Consider the following 23,114-nt stretch of genomic DNA (forward strand, 5'->3'; position numbering starts at 1 on the left):
ACCTGTACACTTGTTAACCGTGGCACAAAAAGAAACGAATGAAGCAGCAGACGTAAAAGTAGATCTTCCTGAGCAGGTGCGTGTTCGTGCGGAAAAGCGTGAGCGCTTGCTTGCTGATGGGCGTAACCCGTATCCAGTGTTGGTGCCGGTTACGGCCACGATTAGCGAGGTCCGCGAGAAGTATGATCTGGCTGCTGGTGAAGAGACTGAAGATTTTGTTGGTGTTGCTGGGCGCGTGATGCTTTCGCGTAATACTGGCAAGCTGTGTTTCGTTACTCTGATGGACGGCGAAGGCAACAAGTTGCAGGCTATGTTGTCGGCTCGCGAGATCGGTGCTGATTCATTGAAGAATTACAAGGCCGATGTTGACTTGGGCGATCACTTGTTTGTGTATGGTCGGGTTATTTCTTCGCGTACTGGCGAGCTGTCGGTTATGGCCACTCCGGGGAGCACTCCTGATGAGCGTACCGGGGTTGTTCCTCCGGCATGGATGCTTACGTGTAAGTCCATTTTGCCTCTGCCGAAGACGTTTGAGGGCAAGGATGGGGCGTCGGTGCTGTCTGAGGAGCAGCGTGTTCGTAGGCGTGAGCTGGATATGATTATGCGTCCTCGGGCACGCGAGATGGTGCGTCTTCGTGCTCGCGTGGTGAAGTCGCTGCGTGATTACTTTGATGAGCAGGGCTTTATCGAGATGGAAACTCCGATTTTGCAGAACCTGCACGGTGGGGCGGCGGCTCGTCCGTTTACCACTCACATGAATGCTTATGACACGGATCTGTACTTGCGTATTGCGCCTGAGCTGTTCTTGAAGCGGTGCCTGATTGGTGGCATTGAGCGCAACTTCGAAATTAACAGGAATTTCCGTAACGAGGGCGCTGATTCTTCGCACTCGCCTGAATTCACCATGCTTGAGGCCTACGCGGCTTACGGTAACTACGACACTATTGCCCAGTTGACCAAGGAACTGATTCAGAACGCGGCTATTGCGGCTACCGGTTCTACGCTGGTGACTTTGGCTGATGGCACTGAGTACGATTTGGGTGGCGAATGGAAGGAGATGGATTTGTATTCCACTCTTTCTGAGAAGATTGGCGAGCAGATTACTCCGGAGACTCCGCGTGAGCGCCTGGTTGAGCTGGCTGAAGAGCGCGGGATTGTTGTCGAGGACTACTACGTGCCGGGCAAGCTGGCTGAAATGCTGTGGGAAGAAGAGGTCGGTGACGACCTGTACGAGCCTACTTTCGTGAAGAACTTCCCCGAGGATACTTCTCCGCTGGTCAAGCAGCACCGTTCGCGCAAGGGTGTTGTAGAGAAGTGGGACCTGTACGTGCGTGGTTTTGAGTTGGCTACCGGCTACTCCGAGCTGAACGACCCGGTGGTCCAGCGCGAGCGCTTCGAGAAGCAGTCTTTGGATGCCGCTAATGGTGATCCTGAGGCAATGGAAGTGGACGAAGAGTTCTTGCAGGCTATTGAGCTGGGTATGCCCCCGGCCGGTGGCATGGGTATGGGTATTGACCGTTTGCTCATGGCTATTACCGGTCTTGGCATTCGCGAAACTATCACCTTCCCGCTAGTGAAGCGGCAAGGCTAGAACAAGTCTGAGCTGTGGCCCCGCCTTGGCGGGGCCACACGCATTTGTGGTGATAGATTTTTTACAGGAAATCGAAGGAGGATCCGTGGCAAATTCGCAGCTCAACGCGTCTCAGAGGGCGCGGGACATAGCCAAGATGGAAGCTGGAGAGATCTTCGACATCCTGGTAATCGGAGGCGGCATAAATGGGGCGGGCATCGCCCTCGAAGCGGCCAGCCGCGGGCTAAGCGTAGCTCTAATCGAAGCCCAAGACTGGGGCCAGGGCACCTCTTCTAGAACAAAAGGGCTGATCCACGGCGGCATCTCGTGGCTAGAGGACCGCGAAGTACACGAAATAGCAAAAGTGGCGGCCGAACGTGGCATTATGCTGCAAACCACGACGCCACACCTGGTCAAACTCATGCCCTTTATCTGGCCGGTCGAATTTGGCATTAAGGATCGCATCCGCCAAATCGGCGTAGCCTTCATCCACGACATGGTGGTCCGCGCCGGAGTGCGGGGAGCCGTGCCGCCACCGCGCACGTGCGGGGTGAAAGAGGCAGTACGCGCGTTCCCCTCGTTAGCGCGTAGTCCCAGGGCAGGCGCGCTTCGATTCTTTGACGCCGTCGTAACCGACACCCGACTGGTCATCACCGTGTTGCGCACGGCGAAACGCTACGGTGCCACGGTGGCTTCGCACGTGCAGGCAACCAAGATACTGCGCGACGCCTCAGGCAAAGTCAACGGGGCAGAAGTTTCTGATCAACTGCGGCCAGGCCACCGCTTTCGCGTACGTGCCCGCCACACCGTTCTGGCAACCGGCCCCTGGGTAGCCTCCTCGTCCCTGCAGATGTCACCGGAACTGGCCGACAAGGTACAGCTGCAAAAAGGAGTCAACATTTCTGTGCCGCGCAGTGCCATCCGTGGCTCTACCGGCGCCTACCTAGCTACGCCCTCGCGCCCAATCACCCTGGTGCCGCGCCGGACCCACTGGATCATCGGCTCCTACTGCCGGCCTTACGACGGCGACAAGTCTCACCCCAAAGTGTTGGAAGAAGACATTGAGGCACTACTAGAGCAGGTCAACTCCTACCTGTCAGTGCCGATCAGCCGGGCCGACGTGGAATCGGCATGGGCGGGCGTGCGCTATCTGATCGTAGACAAGGACCACCCGCAGGGAGCCACCATGCGTTGGCCGTACATTTCCGACGTAGGCTCGGGCATCACGGCAATATTTGGGGGAGCAATGACGCTCTACCGGCTGACGGCCGAACGCACCATCGACCAAATCATGCGCCACCTAGACAAATGGCGGCCATCGCGCACCGCCAAGCTGCCGCTGATCGGAGCAGCCGACTACACCAAGATGTGGAACACCCGCTACTCCGTGGCCGCCACCGCCGGACTAGACTCCGTACACATCGCCTCCATGCTGAACAGGTACGGTGACGAGGTCGAAGACATGCTGGCGCTAATCAAACAAGAACCGGTGCTGGCCGAAAAGATCCCCGGAGCCCCCGAACGTCTAAAAGTCGAAATTGTGTGGGCACTATGCAGCGAGGGAGCACTCACCCTAACTGACGTCATAGACCGGCGCCTGATGCTGGGCCGGCGCCACCAAGACGCTGGCAAAGAGGCCGCACCAGCCATCGCCGAAGTGGTGGCTAGGGCATGCAAGTGGAGCGATACAAAAAAGGAAGCCGAACTAGCCGACTTCCTTTCTGCCCACTAAATAATCTTCGTAGGATCAAATTCATCAAGCGGAATAATGTGCAACCTGGGCAACGGCACCTGGAAAGCATGCATGTCATATTCCATATCAATGATCTCGATGCCCTCATCGACAAAATCGTTGAAAGCAATAGACAAGAATTCACGGAAACACATGATTCCTACTCTCCTGCCAGCATCCAACAAGTCCTCGACTTGAGGCAAGAAATCGATGTCATGAGTGCCAAGAATGACGTCGCCCTCGCTCTGATCCAGAATGGCATCCAAAGTGCGCTGAATACCAATGTCGACCACCTTGTCGTTGGGATTGGTGGAAGACAGCGGTACGGGTGTGTACCCCATCGCAACGAGTGCCTGCACGAACGCCATAGGCAAATGCCCCGAAGAAGCATTCAGGAAAAATAGGGCACGCACTTCGCCGCCCCACCGCTCGCGGGCATATTCCAGAATGCGATCCCACCGGGGACGTTCTTCTGATTCTGGACGATGGCCAAGAACAGACATGCCTAACGTGGCATCAATATTTTCCCCATCAATAACTATGTAAGTTAAATTTTTACCCATGCCTTTAAGGCTACTAGTAGCTCGGGCCATATTCATAGGAAAGAAATCATTTCCCGTGCTCAGTTTCAATTCTTTGCCAAAACCGCTTTCGTCATACAGGTAAGCACAATAGGGTAGTTCCTGAAAAACCATCGAAGGGACAAAGATGTCAACTAAGCCGAAACAGGCGGGCCGTCTCGCGCGCGCGGGCGGAACCCTGCTTGCAGCCGGAGCTTTAGCGCTATGGGGCGTGAGCCCGGCGCTAGCTGAAGAAGAACCCCAACCAGAACAAAGCAGCCAGGAAAACGCGGCCAGCCAGGCGCAGGCAGACCAGCCCGCCGAAGATCAGGCCGAGCCAACAGAAGAGGCTGCGGAGTCTGCGGCAGAGCCGAGCGCGGATCCGGCCCCCGAGCCCTCAGACAAAAGCGCGACGCAGCCAAGGAAAGCTAAAGCAGCGGACTCGTTGACTATCAGCGATGGCGCCCTCACGGTGGAACTGGCACGCAAGAGCCCGGCCATCTTGAGCTGGCAGGTAAACGACAAGAGCGCACCCGGTGCCGGTCAGAGGATCGAATCGATTCTGGTTGACGAGCAGGAACAGAAAGTTACCTTCACTCCTGCCAAGACCACGTCCTCGAGCGCCACCTGGGACGTGAGCGTAGACAAACTGGACGTCACGATGCAGGCTGTAGCCACCGTAAAAGACGGGACGTTCAAGCTCACGCTTACGAACCTGAAGGACCCCCAGCACAAAGTACACCGGGTGCGGATCCCCGCCCTCGGCCTGGTGAAAGTAGACCGGGACGGACAGCTCGCCCTGACCCGACTGAGCGTGGATCGGGCGAACAGCGGAGACGTGATCGCCAGTCCGGCCGAACTAAAACAGGGATCGTATAGATCCTGGCTGGTAGTGCCCACCACCAAGGGCATATCTTTCGGCATGGAATCGAACGCGGTTGACGACGCGACCGCCGACTACCCCGACAAGAATCTGGCGACCAACGGGCGATGGGACACCCACACCGCCACAGAATCCACCATCTACCCAGGCACCTTCACCTGGCGCGGGGCGGCAGCAACCGATGCCATTGGCAATGACGCGGATCCCTGGATTGCAGTAAAGCCAGTAGCGGACGCCAACGAGGACGGCAAGGTTGACTGGCAGGACGGCGCCACCGCTCTGCGCAGCCTGCGGAAGGCTCCAAACGGCGCCGAAGAAGTACCAACCAAGGTGATCACCCGCATCCCGTTTAATATCGTGTCGCAGGCTACCCACCCGTTCCTGCGTACTCTAGACGACACGAAGCGAATCGCCCTCGCCACTGATGGGCTGGGCCAGCAGCTGCTGCTGAAGGGCTACCAGGCTGAAGGGCACGACAGCGCCCACCCCGACTACGCCGGCCACTACAACGAGCGTGCCGGTGGGCTGAAGGATCTGAAGACCCTAGCCGAGGGCGCCAAACGCTTCAATGCGAACCTGGGGGTGCACGTCAATGTCACCGAATCTTATTCAGAATCCCATAACTTCGGTGAAGACCTATTGAATTGGCCACCACAGGCAGCCTGGGGGTGGATGAACCAGGCTTATACGATCGACTCGGCGAAGGATCTGGGCACCGCGAAGGTACTGGATCGTTTTGCGCAGCTGCGAAAGGAAGCGCCTGAAAATCTGGATTGGCTGTACATCGACGTCTATCGCGACTTCGGATGGGAACCCAACAGGTTGGGCGCCGAACTGCAGAAGCAGGGCTGGAAAGTAGGCTCCGAATGGTCTTACTCCCTGCCCGAAATATCTCTGTGGTCGCACTGGTCTAATGACGAGAACTACGGTGGGCAAAATAATAAGGGCATCGAATCGAAGGTGTTCCGTTTCGTCGAAAACTCCCGGCGCGACACCTTTAACCCCGATCCAATTCTGGGTAACACCAACGTGGTCGAGTTCGAAGGATGGACCGGGCACATCGATTACAACCCGTTTATTACCAACGTGTGGGAACGGAACTTGCCCACCAAGTTCTTGCAGCGCTCTGCTATCCGCACCTGGGAAGACGGCAAGATCACTTTTGAAAATGGCACGGTGGCAACCTCGCCGGTGAAGAAGATCGACGGGAAGACGATTCCGACCAACCGGAAGATCACCTACGACGGCAAAACCGTTTACGAGGACGGCGCCTACCTGCTGCCGTGGACTAACGATCGCCTGTACCACTACAACATCAAGGGCGGTACCACTACCTGGCAGCTGACCGGGGAGTGGGCAAAGGCGTCGAAACTGAAGATGTACCGACTGACCGACATTGGCCGCGAGGCGGTGGGAACTGTGCCCGTGGTAAATGGGCAGGTCACTTTGAAGGCAGACGCAAAGTCGGCCTATGTGCTGGATACTCAGGACCGGCAGGTAGATCCGGCCTGGGGCGAGGGATCCGGTATTGCAGATCCCGGCTTCTTCTCGGCGGGACTGAAACACTACGCCGTTACCGGCGGAGCTAGGGTCGTGCGCACTGATCGAGGCAACTTCCAGGCGGAACTAGGCAAGGACGATTCGTCCATCACTACTACCTTCGAACAGGGCAAACTACCGGCCGGTACCTACAATGCGTCGGCATGGATTCAAATTGATCCGCGGAAGGCCCGCCAGGTGAATCTTGCGGTGACCGGTGCCGGGGTGAAGGCAGCGGGCACTCAGCGAACAGTAAAGGGCGTGCCTACGACCACCCTGAGTTCCACAACGGCGAAGAACTCTACGGCCTCGGATGAAAAACTGGGGACCTACTTCCAGCGGGCGCGCGTCACCTTTACCACTACCGGCGGCAAGGTGAACTTCACTATCGGAGCGAAGGCAGGCGACGCCACGGTTAGCATCGACGATCTGCGGCTCACCTCGTTCACGCCAACCAAGGCACCGAAGAACGCCATTGTTGCCGAAGACTTCGAACACCCGGACGTTGGCTATTGGCCGTTCGTTACCGGCGAGGCCAATGCCGGTGGCGACGCGCGCACCCAATTGGCGGAGCGGCATGCCCCGTACTCCCAGCGCGGCTGGTGGGGTAAGAACGATGCTGGCAACGTTGTCGAGGGCGGAAAGCTGATTGACAACGTCCTCGACGGCAAGTGGTCGTTGCTGTCGCACGAGGAAAACCCGGGATTGATTCTGCGCACTACCACCGCAACTGTTCCCTTCCAGAAGGGACACAAATACCGCATTGGTTTCGACTACCAGGTGGCAAGGCCTGACACCTACAAACTGGTGCTGGGAACGGACGTGCCCGGCGAGCAGACCAAGCGGATCTTCGAGCACAGTTTTGCTCCCACTGACGGGACCAAGCACTTCAGCCATGAAGTGGAAGTTGGCGAGGGCGCATACTGGTTCGGAATCGAAAAAGCTGGCGGCGGTGCACAGTCGGACATGACTATCGACAATGTGCTAGTTGAGGATCTGACGGCTGCAGAGCAGGTTGATCCCGACGAGCCGCAAGGCGGAGATGACGGCCAGGCGGACAAACCCGGTAAGGACGGCCATGATGGGCAGGCCGGACAGCCGGGTAAGGACGGCCATGATGGGCAGACCAGACAGCCGGGTAAGGACGGCCATTATGGGCAGACCGTAGTTGGTAAAGCCGGCCATGCCGGGGCGCTCGCGCATACCGGTGTAGCGGCAACCGCGCTGCTTTCAGTGGCAGGCTTATTGCTCGCGGTGGGAGGCGTACTCCTGCAGCGACGACGCACTAAGTAATCGGTAGTTTCCGCAGTGGCCACCCCTTTCGGGGTGGCCACTTTTTGCCCGCGCCTTCGGAGCCAGGGCAAAAAGTGCCCCGGAGTTTCCTCCGGGGCACTGCTAGCTAGCGGCTTTTACTTCTTGTTTTTCAAAGCGGCGAGGCGAGCGTCGACCTCGCTTTGCTGACCCATCTTTTCTAGCTCTTCGAACTGCGATTCGAAGGAATCCTTCTGCAGTTCGATCTTGCCAGCAGCCTGTGCTTCTTGGCGGCGAATGTTCTCTTCCCACCTGCTGAGTTCAGAGGTCGGATCCATGACGTTGATGGAGCCCATCGCGTCGCGCACCTTGTTCTGTGCCTCCGCGGTCTTCTGGCGGGCGACCAGCTGGTCACGCCTGGACTTTAGCTGGTCCAGCTTCAGTTTCATGTCGTTTAGGCCGGACTTTAGCTTCTCGACTACCTGAGTCTGGGAGGCGATCATCGGGTCGGCGGTCTTGATTTCGTCCTCGAACTGCATCTGCTTGGTCAGGGCCATCTTGGCCAGGTTGTCGAATTTGTCGGCCTGGGCAGTGTCGCCGCCAGCACGCAGTTCGTCGGCCTTGGAAGAGGCAGCTTCCGCCTTGCGACCCCATTCGGCAACGGCCTTAGAGTCTTCTTCGCGGTCGCGCTCGGCCAGGCGCAGGTTTCCTACGGTTTGGGCTACTGCGTTTTCGGCATCAGCGATGGAGTTGGTGTAGTCGCGGATTAGCTGATCTAGCATCTTTTCGGGGTCTTCTGCCCGATCCAGCAGCGCGTTGATGTTGGCCTTTGCCAGCTGAGTGATGCGTCCTAGAATCGATTGTTTTTCAGCCATTTCTTGCCTTTCGTGAATGAAAATTGGTTGGAGGAAATATGGTTAGAACTTGCCGCCGCCGAAGGAGCCACCGAAGCCGCCTCCGCCGCCGAAGCTGCCGCCGCCGAAGCTGCCGCCAAAGCCGCCGTCGGAGGAACCCCAATCAGAGGAGCCCCAGTCTGAAGAGCCCCAGCTGGAGTGGTGCCCGCCCGAGAGTAGGCCGCCCAGTAGGAATGAGCCAATGTCGATCCCGCCGGCACCCTGGTAGTTTCCCATGGCGCCTCGCGGCGTGAAGTTGCGCATCTGGTTGATTACTTCCAGGGCATCCTTGTCGGCTTCAGTAACAAGCGTGAGGGCGGTGGTTATATCTGTGTTTTCCAGTTGGCGGGCGTTTTCGAGTTTGTTCTTGGCTCCCGACACTAGCGAGCGCAGTTGCACGTCTACCATGCCGCGGTTAGGCGAGATCAGGGATTCGGCCTCGGCAATGTGGGACTGCGCGCTCTGCTTGCGGTCCTGGTAGATGCCGGCTTTGCGCTGGTCGCGTTCGTTCTGCTGCCTAATTGGATCCAGTACGTTGTCGAGGGCGTCCTCGGCGGTGCGAATGCGCTCTGCGGCGGCCAGCGGATCGGCTTTGCCTGCGCGTGCCTGCTGCGCAAATTCGATGGCTGCCTTTGCTTCGGCAACTAGCGGTTCGAACAGGGACTGGCCGCGTTTTTGGTTTTCGCGGGCCACGTCGTCCAAGTCGGAGCTGATGGAGCCGATGGCCCTAAGCAGCGACTCGTTGGACTGAGCCAGGTTCTGGCGGGCATTGGTGATGCCCGAAAGGAGGCCGTTCGCTTGGGTGATGGCCCGCCGTGCCAAGTGCAGATGTTCTACCGCGCTGGCCCGATTGTCTTGTGAAAACGCCTTCTTGCCTTCTGCTACGGTTTGCGCCGCGGAATCCAATAGTGCGTTGGCCTGGTCCACGTTGTCGTCAATTGAGGAGAGGTTGACTCCGGGGAAAGACAGGTGCAGGTTCTCTAGTTCTGCCTTGGCCGGCTGCAGGTTCTGCCTGGATTCGCCAATGCGTTTTTCCGCATCCTGCAAGCCTTTGTCGGCCTGCGCCTGGTCGTTGGACAGCTCCTCGAATTCTTGGCGCTTGGCCTGGATGATCTGCAGGGCCGTGTTGGCATGCTGGAGTACCTGGTTTGCCAGCGCGAATTTGTCTTGCAGCTGGCTCGCCTGATTCATCTGGTTGAGCGTGCCGAGTGCCTGGTCGCGTTCCTTGGAGGCACTCTGATATGCCGCCTCGAAGGAGTCGGTGCGGGTGGCGCCGAACTGGGCGCGTGCGAATAGGACGTCCTCTTCAGCTGCGCGCACCGCGTTGTCCGCCTCCAGGGCGACGGAGCCGGCCTGCTGGACTACCTGCTGCATCTGCTCTGGCGAATTGGTGGGTACGCCCTGGCGCTGCCCCGTTACCTGGGAGGGCGACTGCTTGCGTCTGCGCGCCATAACTATCAGTCCGATAACCACCACGCCGAAGCCAAGTAGCACGGGTACGCTGCCCAGTAGCGATAAAAGGCCGCTGCCGCCCAAATGGGAGCTGCCGCCCGGTTCCATGTCTTGCATCTGTTTGGCGGGGCGGATGGCCGCTTCCGCCCAGTTTTCGTTAGACAGTGCCGACACCGCGGCCTGGTCGATGCTGGATTTTTGCGAACTGGACAGCTCCACCTCGTTGCCGAAGCAAAAGCCGTAATCCCGAGTCTTGACCGCGACCACCATTAGGACGTTGCGACCTAGCAGTGAAGACTCGCGCATCGTCTGCTCACACCAGGTATCAGTGGACATGCCCGAGAAGTCGTCGACGAAGACCGCGTTGAAGTTGCCCGCCTTGGAAGATCGGGTAGCCTGAGCAGCTTCCCTGGCCTCAGCTAGCCCCTGCGAGTCCAATACGTTCGCCTTATCCGAAATCATGTCTTCAATAGGGTAGGGCTCCTGCGCGGCAGCCCCAGCCGGGAATGCAAACATGCAGGCGGCGCCAGCCGCTAAGACGGCCGCTGCTTTGCGGAGACGGGAAAAGTGCTTCATAAGCATATTGTTGCAAGTATGTTGCTCTTTCGCTGGCCAAGCCGCGCAATTATTCGCAGCTTGCGAAAAGGTTATGGAAGTGATCAGGCGAATATACTTCCTAGCCCCGCCCTCGGCTATCATTAGATAACGCATAAGAGTACTGAAGGAGTAAAAGTGCCAGCTGGCAAAGTGAAGTGGTTTGACGCCGACCGCGGATTCGGTTTTATCGCGGGCGACGACGGGGCAGAAGTGTTCTTGCACGCCTCGGCTCTTCCCGCCGGTACCACGCATCTGAAGGCGGGTACCAGGGTGGAATACTCTGTTGCAGATGGGCGAAAAGGGCCGCAAGCATTTGGGCTAACAGTCGAGGCCCCAATGCCTTCCCTAGCGAAGCAGGCCCGGCGTAAGCCCTCGGTCATGGTGCCCGTTGTCGAGGACCTGATCAAACTGTTGGATTATTCTTCTACGTCGTTGCGCAAGGGACGCTACCCCGCAAATGGGAAAAAGATCGCGTCGGTACTGCGCGCAGTTGCGGATGATTTTGATGCCTGAAACTGACAAGGTGCTAGCCGGGGCGGTAGAGCTCGCCCGGGAGGCTTTACTGGCAATTGCAAAGCCAGATGAAGTCGGTGAACATCTAGATTTTGTTCTAGATGACGTGCGGCTGGGCACCCATTCCTTTGATTGCCTGAAGGCCGGCTATCGCGGGTGGCGCTGGGTCACTACCCTTGCCCGCGTGCCCCGGGGCCGCAAGGCTACTATTTGCGAGGTCGCGCTGATTCCTGGCCCGGACGCGCTGCTGGCTCCCAAGTGGGTGCCGTGGAAAGAGCGGCTGAAGCCAGGCGACATGCGTCCCGGCGACACGTTGCCCTACCAGGAACAGGACGAGCGCCTAGAACCTGGGTACACGCAGGTAGATCAGGAAAACCGGGACGCCCTCCAGATTGACGAGGTCGGACTGGGGCGCAAGCGGGTGCTCTCCCCTGAGGGGCGTGATCAGGCAGCTAAGCGCTGGTACCGGTCCCGCGAGCACGGTCCGGAACGCGCGCGCAAGAAGAAGGGGGAACAGTGTTCCACCTGCGGTTTTCTGATGAAGTTGCACGGGTCGATGCGCACCATGTTTGGGGTGTGTGCCAATGAATGGTCGCCCTCTGACGGCAGGGTAGTAAGCCTGGATCACGTGTGTGGGGCCCACTCAGAAACTGACGAGGACGTAGCGCCCACTACCGTGCCAAAGAATCAGGCGGCGCTCAGCGACGCCGATCTGGAGGTAACTGCCTCGTAACGTGGCGCGAAGAACATTTATGCAAAAATGGCTTATTTATGCCGTTTTTGGCCCTTATCTACGAAAAGTGTGAGCAAGCAGTTTTCCGCTGCGGGAAAAACTCTGAAAATATTGGTGCGGACTGTTCCCCATTGAATTGGAAGAGACGTGGCATCAAACACTACTGCAGCTGCGAACCGCAGCGGGCTTGATAAGTTCTTTCACATTAGTGAGCGTGGCTCTACAGTTGGGCGCGAATTCCGCGGAGGTCTAGTTACCTTCTTCGCGATGGCCTACATTCTTGTAGTCAACGCCAATCTTTTAGGGGGAGTCGATTCGTCGATTCCTCCTACTTCTATTGCGGCAGGCACAGCTTTGGTGGCTGGCCTCATGTCCATTCTTATGGGCGTTGTCGCAAACTACCCATTGGCGCTTGCTGCGGGCATGGGCCTAAACGCGATGGTGGCATTCACCTTGTGCGGTGCTATGGGACTCAGCTACGCCGAAGCAATGGGATTGATTTTCTGGGAGGGCGCAGCGATCACTCTGCTGGTTCTTACCGGGTTGCGCGAGGCCGTATTTAGGGCAGTTCCCGCCGAATTGAAGACTGCTATTTCTGTGGGCATCGGCCTGTTTATTGCTTTCGTTGGCCTGCTCAATGCTGGCGTCATCCGCCCTGGCGGGACTCCGGTACAGCTGGGTATTGACGGCTCCCTTGCGGGCTGGCCTGCATTCATCTTCGTGGTTGGCTTGCTCCTGATCGTCATCTTGTACGTGAAGAAAGTTCGCGGTGCGATCCTGATCGGTATCGTCGGTGCCACCACTTTGTCGGTAATTGTGCAGGCAATTGCGCACGTTCCGGCCATGCATGACGAAACTGGCAAGGTAGCTCACCCAACCGGGTGGGGGCTTAATGCTCCGAACCTGACTGGTTCGCCCATCCGCCTTCCCGATTTTGCCACCCTGGGCCAGATCGATTTCTTTGGCGCATTCTCCAAGCTGGGCCCAATAGCCGCAGTGCTGATCATCTTCTCGCTACTGCTCGCCGACTTCTTTGACACCATGGGCACCATGGTTGCGATCGGTGCCGAGGGCGACCTGCTTGACGAGAACGGCATCCCGCCGCACTCGGACCGAATCTTGCTGGTTGACTCCATTGCTGCCGCCGTCGGTGGCCTGGCGGGCACGTCCTCGAACACTTCGTACGTGGAATCTTCCGCAGGCGTTGGCGAGGGCGCACGTACTGGGCTGGCTACCGTGTTTACTGGTGCTTTCTTCTTGCTGTCGGTATTCTTCTCCCCGCTGGTCGAGGTCGTACCGTCTGAAGCTGCTTCGACCGCGCTGGTCTTCGTTGGTTTCTTGATGATGCAGCAGGTGCTGGACATCGATTGGAAGGATCCCGAGATTGCAATCCCGGCGTTCCTGACTGTGGCCATGATGCCCTTCGCCTACTCGATCACGGTGGGCATCGGTGCGGGCGTTATCGTCTGGACCATCATCAAGCTGGCCCGCGGCAAGGCGCGCGAAATTCACCCGCTGATGGCGCTAGTCGCAATCTTGTTCGTGTTCTACTTTGTGCTCGGCCCCATCAAGGCGCTGTTTGCCTGAGTAAATAACTCTTGGAGCTGCCCAAGCCACTAGCTGGCTTGGGCAGTTCTTTTTCTCCTTATATAGGGGGGACAGGTAGCGGCAGATATGTAGGGGCCAGGTTGAGGCAGAAGGCGGACGCGGATCCCTCGAATAATTTTCATTCCCCGTGCGGCCTGCAAATTTGTATGAAGTGAGCGAAGATGAATGTATGGGAAGAACCTTTGCGTCACTGAAGTTTAGAAGCTATCGGCTCTGGTTCATAGCGTCTGTGTTTGCCAATGTTGGTACCTGGATGCAGCGGGTGGCCCAAGATTGGGTGGTTCTTACTGAGCTGACAGATAACTCTGGTTTTGCGGTGGGGGTAACCACCGCCCTGCAGTTCTTGCCCATGCTGCTGTTCGGCGCCGCAGCGGGAGTGCTGGCGGATCGAATGGATAAGCGCAAGCTGTTAATTTTTACGCAGTCCGCAATGGGGATCCTGGCGATTGTGATGGCAGTGCTGCTACTTACCAACACTGCAGCGCTGTGGCACCTGTACGTGTTTGCGTTCCTTACTGGCTGCGTGGCAGCAGCTGATACGCCCGTGCGGCTGGTCTATATTTCTTCTCTAGTGCCCCCAAAAATGTTGCCCAATGCAGTGGGGCTCAATTCGACCTCATTTAATATGGCCAGGCTAGTGGGGCCAGCCGTTGCCGGTGTCGCGGTGGCCGCGGTCGGGCCGGGCTGGGTGTTTCTGCTGAACGCACTTACTTTTGCCGGCCCGGTGTTCGTCATGTTCCTGATCAAAGAGACTTACGAATCGGCGCCAGCCAAAAAGCCCGAGCGCAAGGGCATGTTTATGCAGGGCTTCCGCTACATCAAGCGGCGTAGCGACATCATAGTGATCATGTGCATTGCCGGCGTCGTGTCCGCCTTCGGCCTCAATTTCCAGATGACTACCGCGGTCATGGCCCGCGTCCAGTTCCATCGCGGTCCGGAGGCGTACGGGCTGCTCACTTCTGCCATGGCGGTGGGTACCTTGGCGGGAGCTTTGCTTGCGGCGCGCCGCAGGTACCCCAGGGTGCGGATCGTAGTCCTCGCCGCCCTCGCCTTTGGGGTGGCCTCGGGAGCGGCAGCGCTAGCACCCGGGTACTGGACCTTTGCGTTGCTGCTGATCCCTACCGGGCTTGCCACGCTAACCATGCTCACTACGGCGAACGCGGCAATTCAGATGTATACCCATCCCTCCATGCGAGGGCGGGTCATCTCTATTTACCAGACCGTCAACATGGGAGCCACCCCCATAGGGGCGCCGATCGTCGGGTGGGTTGCTGAAGCCTGGGGGCCGCGCTGGTCGATTGGCATAGGTTCTATCGCAGCGGTGATTATCGCCCTCGTCATGGGCGTTTGGGCGTGGCGCAAGTGGCAGGTAGAGGTGCAGGTGCAACGGTATCGCCCGTTCCTCACCAGCTACGGGCCACGCGAACGCGCCGAGGACGACTAGAGGTGCGCGCCAATCCAATCTAGACATTCAAGGAGCGCGCACACGTCCGCTTCGCTGACTGCGGGGTAGGTGCCTATGCGCAGCTGGTTGCGCCCCAAGGCGCGGTAGGAGTCGATGTCGACAATGCCCGCGCGGCGACAGACGCTACTAATGGCCTTTGCGTCCAGTCCTTCTATATCTATTGTGGCAACTACCGGGGAACGCAGTGCAGGTACCTTGACGAAGGGAGTGGCGAAGTCGGAAGACTCTGCCCATTCGTAGATCAGTTGTGCCTTGCGGGCGCACGCAGCTGCCACTTTCTGTGGCCCACCGGCATCTATCAGCGCGTCCAGTTCTTCCGAGAGCAGGATCAGCGTGGCCAGTGCGGGGGTGTTCACGGTCTGTTGGGCGGCAGACTTTTCTACTGCCAGCGCCAGGTTCAACACGTCGGGCATCCACCGGCGCTGATCGCTTGCCAACTCGTGGGCTCTTTCGACTGCCGCCGGAGAGAGGAAGGCAAACCAGAGGCCCCCGTCGGAGGCAAACACCTTCTGCGGCGAAAAGTAGTACGCGTCGGGGAGCGTACTAAGAGGAAGCGCTCCCGCGATGGAGGTGGCGTCCACAAGCCGCAAGCCTCCTGCAGTGGGGACCTGCAACGGACTGACAACCCCCGTGGAAGTTTCGTGATGCACCCAGGCGTAGGCGTCGACCTCGGCGTTGGGACGCACCATTGCTAAAGACCCGGGGGCCGCCTTGTATATAACCGGATCGCGCAAATGCGGAGCGGCAGCGGTATGCGCAGCAAATTTTTGTCCGAACGCTCCAAACACCGCGTGAGCACTGCGGCGCCGCACCAGGGAAGTGGTGGCTACAGCCCAAAAAGTGGAGGCGCCTCCGTTGCCTAGCACTACCGCGTATTCCTTGGGTAGGCCGAAGTAGTCGCGGAACCTCTCTTGGATGGAACCCACCAGCGCTCGCACCGGTTGCTGCCTATGGGAGGTACCCATCAGGGGCGAGGCCGCCACCTGCTGTAGATGCGAGGGCGGAATCTTTGTTGGGCCACAGCCGAACCGGCCGTCGCTGGGCAGTAGGGATTTTGGTAGTTGCAGTTCCTCCATAAACTAACCCTAGCGATCTCGCCCGGCTAGAACTAGGTAGTCTGGATAGAATTAACGGCAACTTGCGCGATAAGGAGGAGCACGTGGGCAATCTGATCGATACCACGGAGATGTATCTGAAGACTATCTTCGAGATGGAAGAAGATGGCATCCCTCCTCTGCGTGCCAGAATCGTTGAAAGATTGGGCCAATCTGGGCCTACCGTATCGCAAACTGTGGCGCGGATGGAACGCGACAAGCTAGTTTTTGTCGGTGAAGATCGTATTATTCAGCTTTCAAAGGAGGGGCGTTCGCGGGCGATAGAGGTAATAAGAAAACACCGCCTTGTTGAATGCCTGCTTGTTGGCCCCCTAAAACTGCCATGGGCCGAGGCACATGAAGAGGCCTGTAGGTGGGAGCATGTCCTGTCCAAGAAAGTAGAGGAGCGGCTGGCGGATGTGATGGGGGATCCCGCGGTGGATCCGTACGGGAACCCGATCCCCGGTCACAAGCCTGTGGCTGAACGGCACGAGGTAGCTGCCTCAGAGCTTGAACTGGACGGCAACAAAGAGGTGCAGATCACTCGTTTCGGGGAGCCGCTACAGGCAGAGCCAGGCGTTTTAGGGCAATTGCAACAATTTTCCATACAGGTGGGCACAACTGTAACAATTTTGGTCGAGGGCGACGTCGCCCGCCTGAAATCTGCCTCCACCAGGGGGGATGTGCGTTTCGATGCCTCCTTGCTGGCCCACCTGTTCGTAGCCATAAATTAATATTCGCGTGATCTGTCCCGCGTTTCTGTAATAAAAACGTGACAAACCGTTATCTTCCGGTTATGCTTTTTCTCGACAGATCTTCAGATCGCGTTTTTGCGAGTCCTCAAACTTGCCTCGCAGAAGCGGAAATCAATGAGCAAACGGTGCGAGTGCCAGTAGTTGGTGAGGAGCTAATGGGAGTCATCTTGGCTAAGAAGTCCGCTGGTCGGCATCGCGCAGCTTGCCGCCCCTCGACACCTCTGACCGAACTCGGCAATTCTCTTGCCGCACCTGCTACTCGTCGTCGCGCAGGCGCCGTCGTAGGTACTTCTATCGCCCTCTCCGGCGTCGTGGTAGTGCCGGCCCTAGCAGGCACCGTCGGCCACCAGGCGCCAGCTAAAGGGGTCAACGTTGCGAGCGTAGCGAAGACTCTAAAGAGCAGCGTTGCCAAGAACGGCTCGGTCAAGGCCACCATCAAGTCTTGGGACGATTCCAGCACCAAGACCAAGGCTGCTTACTCCGAGGCTAAGACTTCCAAGACGCAGGGCCAGAACCGTGCAGCGGTTGCTTCCAGCACCCAGCAGGATGGGGATACCACTGAGGCGTCCTCCACTCAGCAGCTCGGCCACTCTGACGCTACCGGCAACGCGATCGTTGACATTGCGATGCGCTACCTGGGCATGCCCTACGTTTTTGGTGCTGCTGGCCCGGATGCTTTCGATTGCTCCGGCTTCACCATGGTTGTGTACGGCCAGTTCGGTATTTCTCTGCCGCACCAGTCTGAAGGTCAGGCAGCTGCTATGGGCTCCTACGAGGTCTCCGCAGCCGAGGCTCAGCCCGGCGATCTAATGTGGACCCCCGGCCACGTCGGCATCTATCTAGGCAATGGCAAGATGATCCACGCCGCTACACCCGCAACTGGCGTTGTCATCGGTGATGTATACACTTCCTTCCACTACTACCGGATGGCTCGTTAACAAAAACTTTTAGATAGAACGCGCCCCTTTTTGCTCGGGGGCGCGTTTTTTATGTCTGCGAGGGCGGTAGTTTATCGATATTTTGCCTGCTAGAGGGGTTTATGTGAGAAGTGGCGTACGTAAATTTGTCCCACTAGGCGTGCTAATAGTGCACAATAGGGAGTAGGTAATACCTTTTGGGAGGTTCCTATGTCTGGTAAAGCAATCCTGGTTGGTGTAGATGGTTCGAAGGAGAGCCTGCAAGCTGTCGAGTGGGCGGCTGACCGAGCCAGTCGTACCGGCAGTGAGCTCACGATTGTTTGCGCCTATGCGCTCCCTTCCTTTACCGCCGCTTCTTTGGACGGTGGCTATGCCGCTCTAGATGACGAGACGATCAAGGCCTCCGCGCAGGCAGTTGTTGATGAGGCCGCGCAGGCGGCTAAGCGGGATGGGCTTACTGTTAATACTGTTCTTGAGCCGGGTGATCCGGCTGGCGTACTGATCGACCTTTCCGAGGACTACCAGATGGTAGTTGTGGGTACCAGGGGAGGCGGGGGCTTCGCCGACAGGCTGTTGGGGACCGTCTCTTCGGCTCTGCCCGCGCACGCATCTTGTCCGGTAGTGGTAGTGCCTCGTCACCATTCCGGCCCCGCTTTCACTCCCGCTAAGCGCATCGTCGTCGGTGTGGATGGTTCTTCTGCGGCAAGCCCGTCGCTGCGGTACGCCGTGAAGGAAGCAAAGGCGTGGGGCGCAGAGCTCACAGTAGTTTCTGCTGTGCCGCTTGCTACTTCGTCCTCGACCATGGGCTGGTTCCCAGCGTCTGTGGATCGCGATGCAGTCATCGAGGACACGCGCCAGCGCCTAACTGAACTGGTGCAGAATGTCCAGGACAGGGACGGGGTAACTATTCGTCGCCATGCGCTAGATGGAAACGCGGCGGCATTGCTCACGGAGTTCTCTACTGCGGTTGACCTGGTAGTGGTCGGTAGTCGCGGCAAGGGCGGCTTTGCGGGGTTGTTGCTTGGGTCTACCTCCCAGGCGGTGTTGGGGCACTCGCAGTGCCCGGTCATGGTGGTACCCACCCGTAGCCGAGACGAGGGCGACGCGGTGGCACCGAAGTGGGATAGGTAGAGTTTTCGCTTACATTTTTTGTGAAGGCCGACTAGGCATTTAGCTAGTCGGCCTTCATGCTGGTAACCTTATGGCGTTGCCCTCGTAGCTCAGGGGATAGAGCACCGCTCTCCTAAAGCGGGTGTCGGACGTTCGAATCGTCTCGGGGGCACTTTTTCTTGCCTACGCCTCTTTGGCTGTACCTAGGCGGGACCAGGCCAGTTCGGCTAGTACCTTGGCGGTGTCCGCTACCGCGTAATCAGCAAAGTTGGCTTTTGCTGAATGGTTGAACTGGGCCTTATTTTCGTCTGTTCCTTCGGGGACCGCGGACACGCCAATGAAGCAGCCGGGGATCTTTTCGAGGACGTAGGCGAAGTCTTCAGAGGCGGCCATTGCGTGCGACTGGGGCATCCACCGTTCTTTGAATTTCACTGCCAGGGTGTTGGCTACGAACTGGTATTCGGCGGCGTCGTTGAAGGTCACTGGGGTGATCTGGTCCAGTACGCACTTCGCTTCCACGTTATTTGCTTGGGCTAGGGAGTGGATTAGTTCTTGGATCCGCGCCTGCAGGCGGATGCGGGTTTGCGGGTTCACGGAGCGCATGGTGAAGTCCATTTTGGCTTCGCCCGGGATGATGTTTTCGGTGGATCCGGCATGGATCTGCCCGCAGGTCACAACGACCGGGTCGAAAGCATCGAATTCGCGGGCTACGGTCACCTGTATTTCGCTGAGGATTTGGGCGCACGCCATGATTGGGTCGTGAGTTTCGTGGGGCGCACTGCCGTGGCCGCCGCGACCTTTTATGGTTACGTAGAGGTTATCCGAGGACGCCATGGCTCCGGTCGGCCTAGAGAAGATGGTCTTTGCCGGGTAGCGGGCCGCCCACACGTGGCAGGCATAGGCGTGATCTGGGGTGCGCCCGGCTGCTTCTAGCAGCCCCTCGGCGATCATTTTGTCTCCGCCGTGGTGGGCCTCTTCGCCGGGTTGGAACATGAAGAGGACGTCGCCAGCAAGGTGCTCCCTTACGTGATGCAGGGCGCGCATGGCTCCTACTAGTCCGGCCATGTGCAGGTCGTGCCCGCAGGCGTGCATGTTTCCGTTCTTTGAGGCCCACGGCAGTTTTGTGGCTTCCTTTACGGGAAGGCCGTCCATGTCTGCGCGCAGTAGCACTAGGGGACGGTTTTCGCCGGCTGCGCCGCCTCGGAGGATTGCCATGTAGCCGGTAGAAGATTTGGCGGCTACAACCTCAAGGCCTAAGGAGTCAATCTCGCTGCGGATGCGCCGTGCCGTATTTGGCAGATCCAGTCCTACTTCGGGCATCTGGTGTAGTTCGTGGCGAAGTGCAATCAGCTGTGGGGTAATCCGATCGATTTCGGTGTCGATCAATGCGGACATTGGGACTCCTTAGAGTTGGCTGTAGGCCCAATTATGCCTGCCTCCTTGCCCGCTCCTCAAAGGGTGCCGGCTAGCGGGATGGACTGTCCCGCTAGTGTGTCAGATCGCCCGCTCCGTCATTGCGTTCGTTGATCCACAGCATTGCGACTGCGGCGATGGCCAGGAATATTGCGGCGAAACGCATTGCGTTGGCGGGAGTGGCGTTTAGGAAGTGGGTGTAGATCGCACCGAAGGTCAGCGTCTGTAGTAGCTGAGGGATAACGATCATCATGTTGATGATGCCCATGTACACGCCGTAGCGCTCCTTGGGGATCATGCGTACCGCCATAATGTAGGGCACGCCCATGATGGATGCCCAGGCAATGCCTAGACCAATAATGGGTACCAGCAGCATTCCCTTCGTGGTCATGGATGGGAATACGAACAGCCCCACGGCGGCCACTAGCAGGCAGGAACAGTGCACGGCTTTGGGGCCAATCTTGTGCGCTAGGGATACGAGGCCGAAAGCGGTGCAGAAGGTGACGATGTTATAGGTGCCGTTGATGACGCCGGTCCAAGCGGTTGCTTCTCCGAAGGCTTGGCTTGCCGGGTCATGAGTACCCCAGACGGCATCCGAAGCGGTGGCCGCTACGAATTGCCAGTAGACATTCATGGCGAACCATTGGAACAGGTAGACGAGGGCGAGCTTACGCAACCCCACCGGCATGTCTTTGATTGCCCCCCAAATCTCCTTCAAGGCCCCACCGAAGCCTTTCTTTTCTGCGCGCAGGCGTTCCAGTTCGCCCTCGGTAGGGGGAATTTCTTTGGTGGAAAGAACGGTAACTAGAACGGATCCGATGGAGCAGACGGCTCCGAGCATGAAGGAGCCGACTACCCAGTAGGGGATCCCTGCTGCGGTGGAGGAGGTGATTAGTTGCTGGAAGACCCATAGGGATAGGTTTGCCAGCGTGATGCCTAGTCCGGTGAAGAAGGATTGGGTGAGGAAGCCCTTGGCCAATTGGTTTTCGGGGAGCTTGTCGGCGATGAAAGCACGGAAGGGCTCCATGGCGGTGTTGTTAGAGGCATCTAGTAGCCAGAGCAGGAGCACTGCCATCCACACGGCCGAGACGAAGGGGAACAAGAACAGGCAGACTGAGCAGCCGATGGCGCCTACCAGGAAGAATGGCTTCCGACGACCCCATTTCGGGGACCAGGTGCGGTCTGACAGTGCGCCTATCATTGGCTGAATGAACAGCCCGGTGATCGGGCCGGCCATGTTTAGGATCGGCAGGGTTGCCGGGTCGGCACCCAGAAACTGGTACACCGGGTTTACAGCGGTTTGCTGCATACCGAAGGAATATTGGATGCCGAAGAAGCCGAAGTTCATCAGCATGATCTGCAGGGTTGACAGGTGTGGTTTAGTCTCTTCCGGTTTGGAAGGTGTCGGGGCGCTCACTATTGCTCCTTCGCGAAAAGACAATGGCGTTTAAACACTAGTGGTTTATGTCCGGTAGTACCCGGCAAACCCTGTTTTACTTTTGCCGGGGCGCAACTTGTCCTAACCTGTAAGCACTAGTGCTTTGGAGGCGTTTTGATTCCACCACATCCAGATGATTCTTTTACTCTGTCCCAGCCGAAGTATTCCGATTCGACTCAGTTAATTACGTACGCCAATAGGTTCGGGAAAGATCTTTCTGAACTAGCCTCTTTGATGACTGAGCTTCGCGACGCATTCGACGGGGTACATATTCTGCCTTTCTTTACTCCTTTCGATGGGGCGGATGCGGGCTTTGATCCCTCCGATCACACCAGTGTCGATCCGCGGCTTGGTTCCTGGGATGACGTAAAGAAGATTTCGCAGGATTTTTCGGTCATGGCAGACATGATCGTCAACCATATGTCTTATAAGTCCGCCCAGTTCCAGGACGTTGTAGAGAAGGGGCAGGGTTCGCCTTATGCGGACATGTTCTTGACTCTGTCCTCGGTGTTCCCGGAAGGGGCTAGCGAACAGGATTTGGCAGCGATTTATCGTCCTCGCCCCGGGCTGCCTTTCACCCACTACAAGTGGGGGGAGCAGACACGGCTTGTGTGGACTACGTTTACGCCCCAGCAGATCGACGTGGATATGCGTTCCGAGGGCGGGCGCCGTTACATTGCCTCGATCCTTTCCGCTATGGCTGCTGGCGGAGTCAGCCAGGTGCGCCTGGACGCGGTGGGGTATTCGGTGAAGACCGCTGGAAGCAGCTGTTTTATGACTCCGCAGACTTACGAGTTCATCGGCGAACTCACCGAGCAGGCACGTGCCCTAGGCATGAGTGTTTTAGTCGAGATCCATTCGCATTACAAGAACCAGATTCAGGTGGCACAGAAGGTAGATAGTGTCTATGACTTTGCGCTGCCGCCGCTGGTGTTGCACGCCCTCTACACGGGGCAGGTGGGGCCGCTGACTAAGTGGCTGAAGGTTCGTCCCACGAACGCGATTACGGTCTTGGATACTCACGATGGAATTGGCATTGTCGACGTGGGGCCTGATCAGCAGAGCGGGGAAGCCGGGCTGCTTTCGGCTGAGGCAGTGGACGGCCTTGTCGAAGGCATCCACGAGGCTTCCAAGGGGGCGTCCAGGAAGGCCACTGGCTGGAACGCTTCCAATCTGGATATTTACCAGGTGAACTGCACTTTCTTCGATGCTTGTGGGGCAGACGAGGACGCGTACTTTTTGGCGAGGGCGGTGCAGGCCTTCACTCCCGGCGTCTGCCAGGTCTACTACGCGGGGCTGCTTGCGGCCCCCTGCGATCTGGAACTGCTGGCGCAAACGGGCGTTGGCCGCGACATAAACCGGCCGTACTATAGTGCCGCCCAGGTTCGCGAGGAATTGCGCTCCCCTGTAGTGCGCCGAATTCTGGGTTTGCTGCAGCTGCGCAAGTCCCACCCCGCCTTCAAGGGGAAGTGCCAGGTGCGCTCCTATGAGCAGGATTCCCGTCTGGTACTAACTTGGGAAAACAAGGATGACTGGGCAGAACTGGTAGCCGACTTTGCCGAGAAGAAGGCAGAAGTTACCTACAACTGAC

17 protein-coding genes and 1 tRNA gene are annotated in these 23,114 nt (G+C 58.1%); 12 read left to right on the forward strand and 6 right to left on the reverse strand.

The features are described 5' to 3' along the window. Nucleotides 1-19: 19 nt before the first annotated feature. Complete coding sequence (gene lysS / locus AC1EKG_RS05880) at nucleotides 20-1,591, forward strand: lysine--tRNA ligase (protein ID WP_101485916.1); 1,572 nt, start codon at nucleotides 20-22, stop codon at nucleotides 1,589-1,591. Between the two features lie 85 nt (nucleotides 1,592-1,676). Next, nucleotides 1,677-3,302, forward strand: coding sequence for a glycerol-3-phosphate dehydrogenase/oxidase (locus tag AC1EKG_RS05885; protein ID WP_101485898.1), 1,626 nt, complete (start codon nucleotides 1,677-1,679; stop codon nucleotides 3,300-3,302). On the opposite strand, the gene AC1EKG_RS05890 is transcribed toward AC1EKG_RS05885, so the two are convergent. Further along, on the reverse strand, nucleotides 3,299-3,865 hold the full coding sequence (locus tag AC1EKG_RS05890; RefSeq protein ID WP_101485917.1) for an NYN domain-containing protein: 567 nt from the start codon (nucleotides 3,863-3,865) through the stop codon (nucleotides 3,299-3,301). The genes AC1EKG_RS05885 and AC1EKG_RS05890 overlap by 4 nt on opposite strands. A 145-nt stretch (nucleotides 3,866-4,010) precedes the next feature. On the opposite strand from AC1EKG_RS05890, the gene AC1EKG_RS05895 reads away from it, so the two are divergent. Next, entirely contained in the window at nucleotides 4,011-7,577 is a 3,567-nt protein-coding gene (locus tag AC1EKG_RS05895) for an endo-alpha-N-acetylgalactosaminidase family protein (RefSeq protein ID WP_481067780.1), read from the forward strand. A gap of 116 nt (nucleotides 7,578-7,693) precedes the next feature. Here AC1EKG_RS05895 and AC1EKG_RS05900 read toward each other — a convergent pair whose 3' ends face one another. Together AC1EKG_RS05900 and AC1EKG_RS05905 are read right to left on the reverse strand one after the other, a co-directional pair. Continuing rightward, nucleotides 7,694-8,410: a PspA/IM30 family protein gene (locus AC1EKG_RS05900; RefSeq protein ID WP_004806426.1), complete on the reverse strand. Its 717-nt coding sequence runs from the start codon at nucleotides 8,408-8,410 to the stop codon at nucleotides 7,694-7,696. A gap of 42 nt (nucleotides 8,411-8,452) precedes the next feature. Beyond that, complete coding sequence (locus tag AC1EKG_RS05905) at nucleotides 8,453-10,456, reverse strand: TPM domain-containing protein (RefSeq protein WP_040315083.1); 2,004 nt, start codon at nucleotides 10,454-10,456, stop codon at nucleotides 8,453-8,455. 156 nt (nucleotides 10,457-10,612) lie between these two features. Here AC1EKG_RS05905 and AC1EKG_RS05910 point away from each other — a divergent pair, with 156 nt between their 5' ends. The 4 genes from AC1EKG_RS05910 to AC1EKG_RS05925 all read left to right on the forward strand — a co-directional run bounded on the left by AC1EKG_RS05910 (nucleotide 10,613) and on the right by AC1EKG_RS05925 (nucleotide 14,775). Then, nucleotides 10,613-10,990 carry a cold-shock protein gene (locus tag AC1EKG_RS05910; protein WP_004806420.1) on the forward strand — a complete coding sequence of 126 codons (378 nt, stop codon included), beginning with the start codon at nucleotides 10,613-10,615 and terminating at the stop codon, nucleotides 10,988-10,990. Beyond that, complete coding sequence (locus AC1EKG_RS05915; protein WP_004806418.1) at nucleotides 10,983-11,723, forward strand: DUF3027 domain-containing protein; 741 nt, start codon at nucleotides 10,983-10,985, stop codon at nucleotides 11,721-11,723. Before AC1EKG_RS05910 ends, AC1EKG_RS05915 begins: the two co-directional genes overlap by 8 nt. A gap of 147 nt (nucleotides 11,724-11,870) precedes the next feature. Further along, the gene (locus AC1EKG_RS05920; protein WP_004806417.1) at nucleotides 11,871-13,310 is read left to right on the forward strand and encodes an NCS2 family permease; all 1,440 of its coding nucleotides are present in this window, start codon (nucleotides 11,871-11,873) and stop codon (nucleotides 13,308-13,310) included. A gap of 172 nt (nucleotides 13,311-13,482) precedes the next feature. Continuing rightward, entirely contained in the window at nucleotides 13,483-14,775 is a 1,293-nt protein-coding gene (locus AC1EKG_RS05925; RefSeq protein ID WP_231288186.1) for an MFS transporter, read from the forward strand. Here AC1EKG_RS05925 and AC1EKG_RS05930 read toward each other — a convergent pair. Then, nucleotides 14,772-15,872 (reverse strand): aminotransferase class V-fold PLP-dependent enzyme, encoded by a 1,101-nt coding sequence (locus tag AC1EKG_RS05930; protein ID WP_004806413.1) that lies wholly within the window; start codon nucleotides 15,870-15,872, stop codon nucleotides 14,772-14,774. The two genes, AC1EKG_RS05925 and AC1EKG_RS05930, sit on opposite strands and share 4 nt — an antisense overlap. Nucleotides 15,873-15,955: 83 nt before the next feature. Between AC1EKG_RS05930 and AC1EKG_RS05935 the strand changes: the two genes are divergently transcribed. The 4 genes from AC1EKG_RS05935 (at nucleotide 15,956) to AC1EKG_RS05950 (ending at nucleotide 18,844) form a co-directional block, all read left to right on the forward strand. Continuing rightward, nucleotides 15,956-16,624: a metal-dependent transcriptional regulator gene (locus AC1EKG_RS05935; protein WP_004806410.1), complete on the forward strand. Its 669-nt coding sequence runs from the start codon at nucleotides 15,956-15,958 to the stop codon at nucleotides 16,622-16,624. 176 nt (nucleotides 16,625-16,800) lie between these two features. Beyond that, the gene (locus tag AC1EKG_RS05940; protein ID WP_004806408.1) at nucleotides 16,801-17,583 is read left to right on the forward strand and encodes a C40 family peptidase; all 783 of its coding nucleotides are present in this window, start codon (nucleotides 16,801-16,803) and stop codon (nucleotides 17,581-17,583) included. Nucleotides 17,584-17,772: 189 nt separating this feature from the next. Further along, nucleotides 17,773-18,693, forward strand: a complete 921-nt coding sequence (locus AC1EKG_RS05945) for a universal stress protein (protein ID WP_004806406.1) — start codon at nucleotides 17,773-17,775, stop codon at nucleotides 18,691-18,693. Between the two features lie 78 nt (nucleotides 18,694-18,771). After that, nucleotides 18,772-18,844 (forward strand) — tRNA-Arg (locus AC1EKG_RS05950). An 11-nt stretch (nucleotides 18,845-18,855) separates the two neighbouring features. On the opposite strand, the gene AC1EKG_RS05955 is transcribed toward AC1EKG_RS05950, so the two are convergent. Both AC1EKG_RS05955 and AC1EKG_RS05960 read right to left on the reverse strand, forming a co-directional pair. Then, nucleotides 18,856-20,067 carry a M20 metallopeptidase family protein gene (locus tag AC1EKG_RS05955; RefSeq protein ID WP_004806404.1) on the reverse strand — a complete coding sequence of 404 codons (1,212 nt, stop codon included), beginning with the start codon at nucleotides 20,065-20,067 and terminating at the stop codon, nucleotides 18,856-18,858. A gap of 91 nt (nucleotides 20,068-20,158) precedes the next feature. Beyond that, nucleotides 20,159-21,502: an MFS transporter gene (locus AC1EKG_RS05960; RefSeq protein WP_004806401.1), complete on the reverse strand. Its 1,344-nt coding sequence runs from the start codon at nucleotides 21,500-21,502 to the stop codon at nucleotides 20,159-20,161. A gap of 135 nt (nucleotides 21,503-21,637) precedes the next feature. Between AC1EKG_RS05960 and gtfA the strand changes: the two genes are divergently transcribed. Next, entirely contained in the window at nucleotides 21,638-23,113 is a 1,476-nt protein-coding gene (gene gtfA / locus AC1EKG_RS05965; RefSeq protein ID WP_004806398.1) for a sucrose phosphorylase, read from the forward strand. The last annotated feature ends 1 nt before the right edge of the window (nucleotide 23,114 follow it).

The sequence above is a fragment of the Winkia sp. C0117E2 genome (genome assembly GCF_056590455.1).